This window comes from Siccirubricoccus soli, assembly GCF_024178315.1.
GTDB classification, from domain to species: domain Bacteria; phylum Pseudomonadota; class Alphaproteobacteria; order Acetobacterales; family Acetobacteraceae; genus Siccirubricoccus; species Siccirubricoccus soli.
This window is the reverse complement of record NZ_JAMZIK010000092.1, coordinates 1-6,557: the sequence shown is the minus strand read 5'-3', so window position 1 is coordinate 6,557 and position 6,557 is coordinate 1. Positions and strand designations below refer to the sequence as shown.

General features: G+C 73.3%; 5 protein-coding genes and 2 pseudogenes. 3 read left to right on the top strand and 4 right to left on the bottom strand.

The annotated features are described in order from the left end of the window. A pseudogene (locus NJ376_RS15045) lies at nt 1-246 on the bottom strand (hypothetical protein); the annotation flags it as partial. Beyond that, complete coding sequence (locus NJ376_RS15040; RefSeq protein ID WP_252954106.1) at nt 246-1,121, bottom strand: glycine betaine ABC transporter substrate-binding protein; 876 nt, start codon at nt 1,119-1,121, stop codon at nt 246-248. The gene NJ376_RS15040 and the pseudogene NJ376_RS15045, both read right to left, overlap by 1 nt. Nucleotides 1,122-1,375: 254 nt before the next feature. Between NJ376_RS15040 and NJ376_RS15035 the strand changes: the two genes are divergently transcribed. Further along, complete coding sequence (locus NJ376_RS15035; protein ID WP_252954105.1) at nt 1,376-2,209, top strand: uroporphyrinogen-III synthase; 834 nt, start codon at nt 1,376-1,378, stop codon at nt 2,207-2,209. A 13-nt stretch (nt 2,210-2,222) separates the two neighbouring features. On the opposite strand, the gene NJ376_RS15030 is transcribed toward NJ376_RS15035, so the two are convergent. Both NJ376_RS15030 and cysK read right to left on the bottom strand, forming a co-directional pair. Further along, nucleotides 2,223-2,732 (bottom strand): cupin domain-containing protein, encoded by a 510-nt coding sequence (locus NJ376_RS15030; RefSeq protein ID WP_252954104.1) that lies wholly within the window; start codon nt 2,730-2,732, stop codon nt 2,223-2,225. Nucleotides 2,733-2,948: 216 nt separating this feature from the next. Then, nucleotides 2,949-3,878, bottom strand: a complete 930-nt coding sequence (gene cysK, locus NJ376_RS15025) for a cysteine synthase A (protein WP_252954107.1) — start codon at nt 3,876-3,878, stop codon at nt 2,949-2,951. A 340-nt stretch (nt 3,879-4,218) separates the two neighbouring features. Between cysK and NJ376_RS15020 the strand changes: the two genes are divergently transcribed. Both NJ376_RS15020 and NJ376_RS15015 read left to right on the top strand, forming a co-directional pair. Beyond that, a complete protein-coding gene (locus NJ376_RS15020) occupies nt 4,219-6,315 on the top strand; it encodes an acetate--CoA ligase family protein (RefSeq protein WP_252954103.1) in 2,097 nt (698 codons plus the stop codon). Next, a pseudogene (locus NJ376_RS15015) lies at nt 6,312-6,557 on the top strand (tripartite tricarboxylate transporter substrate-binding protein); the annotation flags it as partial. The gene NJ376_RS15020 and the pseudogene NJ376_RS15015, both read left to right, overlap by 4 nt.

The following is a 6,557-nucleotide window of genomic DNA, read 5'->3' as shown; positions in this document are numbered from 1 at the left end:
CAGCAGCGCCGGGGCGAAGCCGAGGCCGAGCACCGGCACCAGCAGGGCGAAGAGCGCCAGGGTGGGCAGGCTGTAGAGCAGGGAGGCGCTGCCCAGCAGCCAGGCGCGCAGCCGTGGCCGCCCCGCCGCCAGTAGGCCGAGCGGCAGGGCCAGCGCCAGGGCGATGGCGAGCGCCGCCAGCACCAGTTCCAGATGCGTCGCCGTCGCGGCTAGGATGGTGTCGAGGTTGCGGCTGGTCCAGCGCATCAGACGAGGCCCTGGGCATGGAGAAAGCGGCTCGCCACTTCGCGTGGCTCGTCGCCATCCTGGTCCACTTCCCGGTTCAGCCGCTGCATCGTGGCATTGTCCAGCTTTTGCCCGACAGCGGCGAGGGGCGCCTCGATCTCCGGCGCTGCCCGCAGCGCGGCACCGCGCACCACGGCGCAAAGCTGGTAGGGCGGCCAGAGGGCGCGGTCGTCCCGCAGGGTGACATAGCCGCCGACCGCGATCTGCCAATCCGTCGCATAGGCATTCACCACATCCGCCTGGCCATGGGCCAGGGCGGCGTAGCGCAGGCCGAGCGAGGCGAATTGCCGGAGGCGACGGAATTCCATGCCATAGACCCGGCGCAGCCCGGGCAGGCCGTCGGCGCGGTCGGCGAATTCGTTGCCGGCCGCCAGGGTCAGCTTCGGCGCCTCCCGGGCGAGGTCGGAGAGGGTGGCGAGGTTCAGCCGCCGCGCCATGGCGGGCGTCACCAGCAGGGCGTTGCCGTTGTCGATGCCGGAGGGAGCGACCCAGCGCAGATCGAAGCGCTCGGCATAGCCGGCCCTGACCTTGGCCAGGATGGTCGCGGCATCGCCCTCCGGCGGCTCCTTCAGCACCACGCCGAGGCCGGTGCCGGTGTATTCGGGGTAGAGGTCGATCTCGTCGCTGGTCAGCGCCTGCTGGGCGATGGCGGTGCCGCCGAGGTTCAGCCGCCGTTCCACCGTGGCGCCCATGGCTTCCAGCGACTGGGCGTAGAGCTCGCCGACCACGAGTTGCTCGGTGAAGTTCTTCGAGCCGATGCGGAGGCGCGGGGCGGCGCGGGCCGGGGCGGACAGCAGCCAGGGCAGGGCCAGCAGGGCACGGCGGGGGAGAGCCATGGCAGGGAGCCTAGCGCAGGCGGCGCCGGTTGGCGCAACATCGGGCCGGCTGAAGGTTCCGTCCGGACGCGCCCTGCGCGCTCGACACCGTCGAGCGCGCCTTAAGCGCAAACCACCCCATGGCCCTCGCGAATCGGCGCCTTCGACGGTGTCGAAGGCGCCTTGAAGCGCCTCCGGCGACGGAGGGGACGGATGGAGGTTCGGCTCGGGCGGCATCCGCGCTAGGCTTGCGGTTCAGGCGAGAGGAGCACCCCATGGCAGACCCCTTGTCCGGCATGCGCGTGGTGGTGCCGGAAACGCGGGAGATGGAAGTCCTCGCCCGCATGCTGGAACGCCAGGGCGCCGAGGCGATCCGCTGCCCCCTGGTTGCGATCATCGACGCCCCGGACCCCGCGCCCATCGAGGCTTGGCTGCGCCGCTTCATCGCCGCCCCGCCGCAGGCGCTGATCCTGCTGACCGGGGAGGGGCTGACCCGCCTGCTCGGCGTCGCCACCCGCGCCGGGATCGAGGCAGAATTCCGCGCCGCCCTGGCCGGCGTGCGGCGCATCTGCCGCGGGCCGAAGCCGGTGGCCCGGCTGCGCGCCCAGGGCCTCTCGGCCGACCTGGCGCCTGAGCCGCCCACCACCGCCGGCATCATCGCCGCGTTGGAGACGCTGGACCTCAAGGGCCACCGCATCGCCGTCCAGCTCTACCCGGACAACCCGAACACGCCCCTGCTGGAGGCGATCCGCGCTGCCGGTGCCACGCCGGATGCGGTGCTGCCTTACGCCTATGCCTCGAAGGAGGATGATGCCCGGGTGCTGGCCACGCTGCGGGAGATGGCCGATGGCCGGATCGACCTCATCGTCTTCACCAGCACCCCGCAGCTCCGCCGCCTGACCGCCTTGGCCGAGCCGGCGCTGCTGCGGGCGGCGCTGCGCCGCACCCGCATCGCTGCCGTCGGCCCGGTGGTGGCGGCCGCGGTGCGGGAGGCCGGGGGGGAGGTGGCGGTGATGCCGGAGGAGAGCTTCCACATGAAGCCCATGGTCACCGCCATCCTGGCCGCCCTGGACTCGGGCGGCCTGGCCTTCACCGATACGACCTCGTAGTTCTCGCGGCGGCTCAGACGCCGCCGGTCTTATGGATCGGGTCGATCCACAGCACTTCCTCCGGCTTCTCCACCGGCTCGATGTCGAGGTTCACCACCACCGCCTCGTTGTCAGAGCGGACCAGCACGCAGCGCAGGGTCTCGTCCGTGCTGGCGTTGATCTCCTGGTGCGGCACGAAGGGCGGCACGAAGATGAAGTCGCCCGGCCCGGCTTCCGCGACGAATTCCAGCTTCTCGCCCCAGCGCATCCGAGCCCGGCCGCTGACGATGTAGATGACGCTTTCCAGCTCCCCATGGTGGTGGGCGCCGGTCTTGGCGTTGGGGTGGATATGCACCGTGCCGGCCCAGATCTTCTGCGCGCCGACCCGGGCGGCATTGATCGCGGCCGCCCGGTTCATGCCCGGGGTCTGCGCCGTGTTCTTGTCGAGCTGGTCGCCCGGGATGACGCGCACGCCGGTGTGCTTCCAGCCATCCGAAGGGGTGTGGCTGCCATCCGGCTCGTGGTGATGGCCGTCATGCGGCATGGCGGGATCCTCCAGCAAGGTCAGGGCCCGGAAGATAGGCCGCGGCGCGCAAAACCACCATGGGGCCGCCCCCCGGCCGCTTGGCGCGGCGCCGGGTCGTTGTTCCGGAGACCGGCGGGAAGAGGGATGGCGAAGCACCGCGGGCCGGTGGCCCCGGCGCGCCTGCCGGCCGGCGCCGCGACACGGACCTGCCGGACCAGCCCGTAGTCGCAGGCCCTACAGCCCGGCGAAGAGCTCGGTGGAGAGGTAGCGCTCGGCGAAGCTCGCCGCGATGCCGACGACGAGGCCGCCCTCCAGCCCCTTCTCCTGCGCCACCCCGAGCGCGGCGTGCAGCACGGCGCCGGAGGAGATGCCGATCGGCAGCCCTTCCTCCCGCGCGCAGCGGCGCGCGGCGGCGATCGCGTCGCGCTCCGCCACCCGCACCATCTGGTCGATCACGGCAAGGTCCAGCACCGCCGGCTTGAACCCGGCCCCGATGCCCTGGATGCCGTGCGGCCCCGGCTCGTCGCCCGAGAGCACGGCGCTTTCCGCCGGCTCCACGCCGATGATGCGCAAGCCCGGCCGGCGCGGCTTCAGCGCCCGGGCGATGCCGGTCAGCGTCCCGCCCGTGCCGATGCCGCCGACGATGACATCCACCTGCCCGCCGGTATCCGTCCAAATCTCCTCCGCCGTGGTGGTGGCGTGGATGTCCGGGTTGGCGGGATTGTCGAACTGCTTCGGCATCCAGGCGCCGGGCGTGGCGGCGACGATCGCCTCCGCCTTCGCAATGGCCCCGGCCATGCCGCGGCGGGAGGGGGTGAGCTCCAGCTCCGCCCCCATCAGCCGCATCATCTTGCGCCGTTCCACGCTGGCGCCATCCGGCATGACGACGATGAGGCGGTAGCCCTTGGCGGCGGCGACGAAGGCCAGCGCGATGCCGGTATTGCCGGAGGTCGGCTCGACCAGGGTGGAACGGCCGGGGGCGATCAGCCCGGCGCGCTCCGCCGCCTCCACCATGGCCAGCCCGATGCGGTCCTTCACCGAGCCGAGCGGGTTGAAGAATTCCAGCTTCAGCGCGAGGTCCGCCGCCAGCCCATCCGCCGCCTTCAGCCGCGGCAGGCGGACCAGCGGGGTGGCGCCCACCACCTCCAGCACGCTGCTGTACATGCGGCCGCGGGAGGGGGCCGGATCGGGGCTGGCCTTCGGCGCCGCGGGGCGCCGCCGGCGGTTCGGTTCGCCATCGGGCATGCAGGTCCGCTAGCACGCTTCGCCGGGCCCTGATAGTCCGCGCTGCGGGTTACCTGCCCCGGACGCCCGGTGCGCGGCGCCGGCCCGGGCAGGCTCGGCCGCATGGCGGCCGCGCCATCGCAACCTCGCATCACGGCGCGCACCGCGGCAGCAGAGTCGCAGCGCCGGTCGTTCCGCCCTGCCGCAGCACCGCTTCCGCCCCCGGGGGCTGGACGACAGCGGCGGGAGGTTGTCTGCTGCGGCCATAAGGAAACGTTCAATGGTCGAAACTCGCCTGACGCTTGCGCGAATCGTCAGCCCGCATTCCGTCGCCGTCATCGGCGCCTCGGATGACGTGGGCAAGTTCGGCGGCCGGGTCATCCACTACCTCATCAAGCACGGCTTCCCTGGCCGCCTGGTGCCGATCAACCCGAACCGCGCCAGCATCCGCGGCCTGCCCGCCTTCCCCAGCATCGGCGCCGCCGGCCAAGTGGATGTGGCGATCCTCGCCGTCCCCGTCGCGCATCTGCTGCGGCAGGTGGAGGAGTGCGCCGCGGCCGGCGTCGGCGCCTGCATCGTCATCACCGGCAAGCTGGCCGATGCGGGGCCGGAGGGCGCGGCGCTGGAGGCGCAGATCCTCGCCGTGGCGCGCAATGCCGGGATGCGGCTGGTTGGGCCGAATTGCCTCGGCATCTTCAACATGACCGACCGCGCCATGCTCTCCTCCTCCCTGGTGCTGGAGGCGGCGGAGGTGAAGGCCGGCGGCATCGGCATGGTCAGCCAGTCCGGCGCGCTGATGGGCACGCTGGTCTCCATCGGCCTGCATCACGGCGCGGGGTTCAGCCGCTGCATCTCGGTCGGCAACCAGGCGGATCTCGAGCTCTGCGATTTCCTGGAGTATCTGGTCGAGGACCCGGCGACGCGCGTCATCGCCCTCTACATCGAGGGGCTGAAGGATCCCGCCCGATTCGGCCCGCTGCTGCGCCGGGCGCGTGCCGCGGGCAAGCCGGTGCTCTGCGTGAAGGCCGGGCGCAGCGCCGCCGGCGCCCAGGCGGCGCGCAGCCACACCGCCAGCCTCGCCGGCAGCTACGCCGCCTTCGCCGCGCTCTGCCGGGCGGAAGGCGCGGTGCTCTGCGAGGACCCGGCCGTCATGGTCCAGGCCGCCGATGCGCTGGACCGGCTGCCGCGCTTGCCGGCACCGGGGATGGGGCTGGCGGTCGTCGCCTCCTCCGGCGGCTCCACCGTCACCACGGCGGACATGCTCCCCGCCGCCGGGCTGCGCCTGGCCGAGATGGGCGAGGCGACGCGGGCCGAGATGCGCCGCTGGATGCCGGAGAGCCATGTCCACCTGCCGCTGGATACCGGCAGCTTCGACGACGGCACCAGCGAGGCAGGCCTCGCCGCCTGCGTCCGCGCCTTCCTGGCCGACCCGGATATCGGCGCCGTGGTGGTGCCGATGACGACGCAGCCCGCCATGGCCGCCCGCGCCGCCCTCTTCCCCGGATTGTGCCGGGAGGGCGGGCGGCCGGTGCTCTTCGTCATGACGGCGGCGGAGGTGGGGAACGCCGCGCGGGACGCGCTGCGCCAGGCGGATTTCCCCTTCTACGACCGCGTTTCCGATGCACTCGGCGTGCTGCGGGCGCTGGAGGCGGAGGCCGAGGGCCGCGACCGCGCCGCCCTGCCGCCACCCGCCCGTCCCCCTGGCATCGGCCACCCGCCCCGCCTGCCGGCGGGCGCGCTGACCGAGGCGGAAGCCAAGGCCCTCGCCGCCGCCTATGGCATCCCCGTCACCCGGGGCATCCTGGCCCGCTCGGTGGAGGAGGCGATCCTGGCGGCCGAGGCCATCGGCTACCCGGTGGTACTGAAGGGCGTCAGCCGCGCCGTGGTGCACAAGAGCGACCTCGGCCTCGTGAAGCTGAACCTGCCCAATGCCGCCGCCCTGCGCGCCGCCTATGCCGCCCTGCCCGACATCCGGCTGGAGGGCGTGCTGGTGCAGGAGATGGCGCGCGGCGAGGCGGAGCTGATCCTCGGCGCCCGCTGGGAGCCGGGCTTCGGCCCCATGGTGCTGGTCGGCGCCGGCGGCGTGCTGGTGGAACTGCTGCGCGACGTCCAGCTCATGCCTGCCCCGCTGCGGCCCGAGGATGCCGCGGCGATGCTGCGCCGGCTCGCCCTGTGGCCGGTGCTGGACGGCGTGCGCGGCCGCCCTGCATTGGATGTGCGGGCGGCGGTGGAGGCGCTGGTCCGGCTCTCCTGGCTCGCCGCCGATCTCGGGCCGCGGCTGATCGAGATGGACCTGAACCCGCTGCTGCTGCGCGCCGCCGGGCGCGGGGCGGTGGCGGTGGATGCGCGCGCCACCATCGGGGGAGAGAGCCCATGAGGATTGCCCGCCGCCCCTTGCTCGCCGCCCTGGCCCTGTCCCCCCTGGCCCTGCCCGCCCTGGCACGGGCGCAAACCGCCTGGCCCAGCCGGCCCGTCACCCTGATCGTGCCCTACCCGCCGGGCGGCTCCTCGGACAATGTCGCGCGGCCCATCCAGCTTCCGCTCTCTGCCGCGCTCGGCCAGAACATCGTCATCGAGAACCGGGGCGGCGCCGGCGGCTCCATCGGCGCGGCCGCGGTC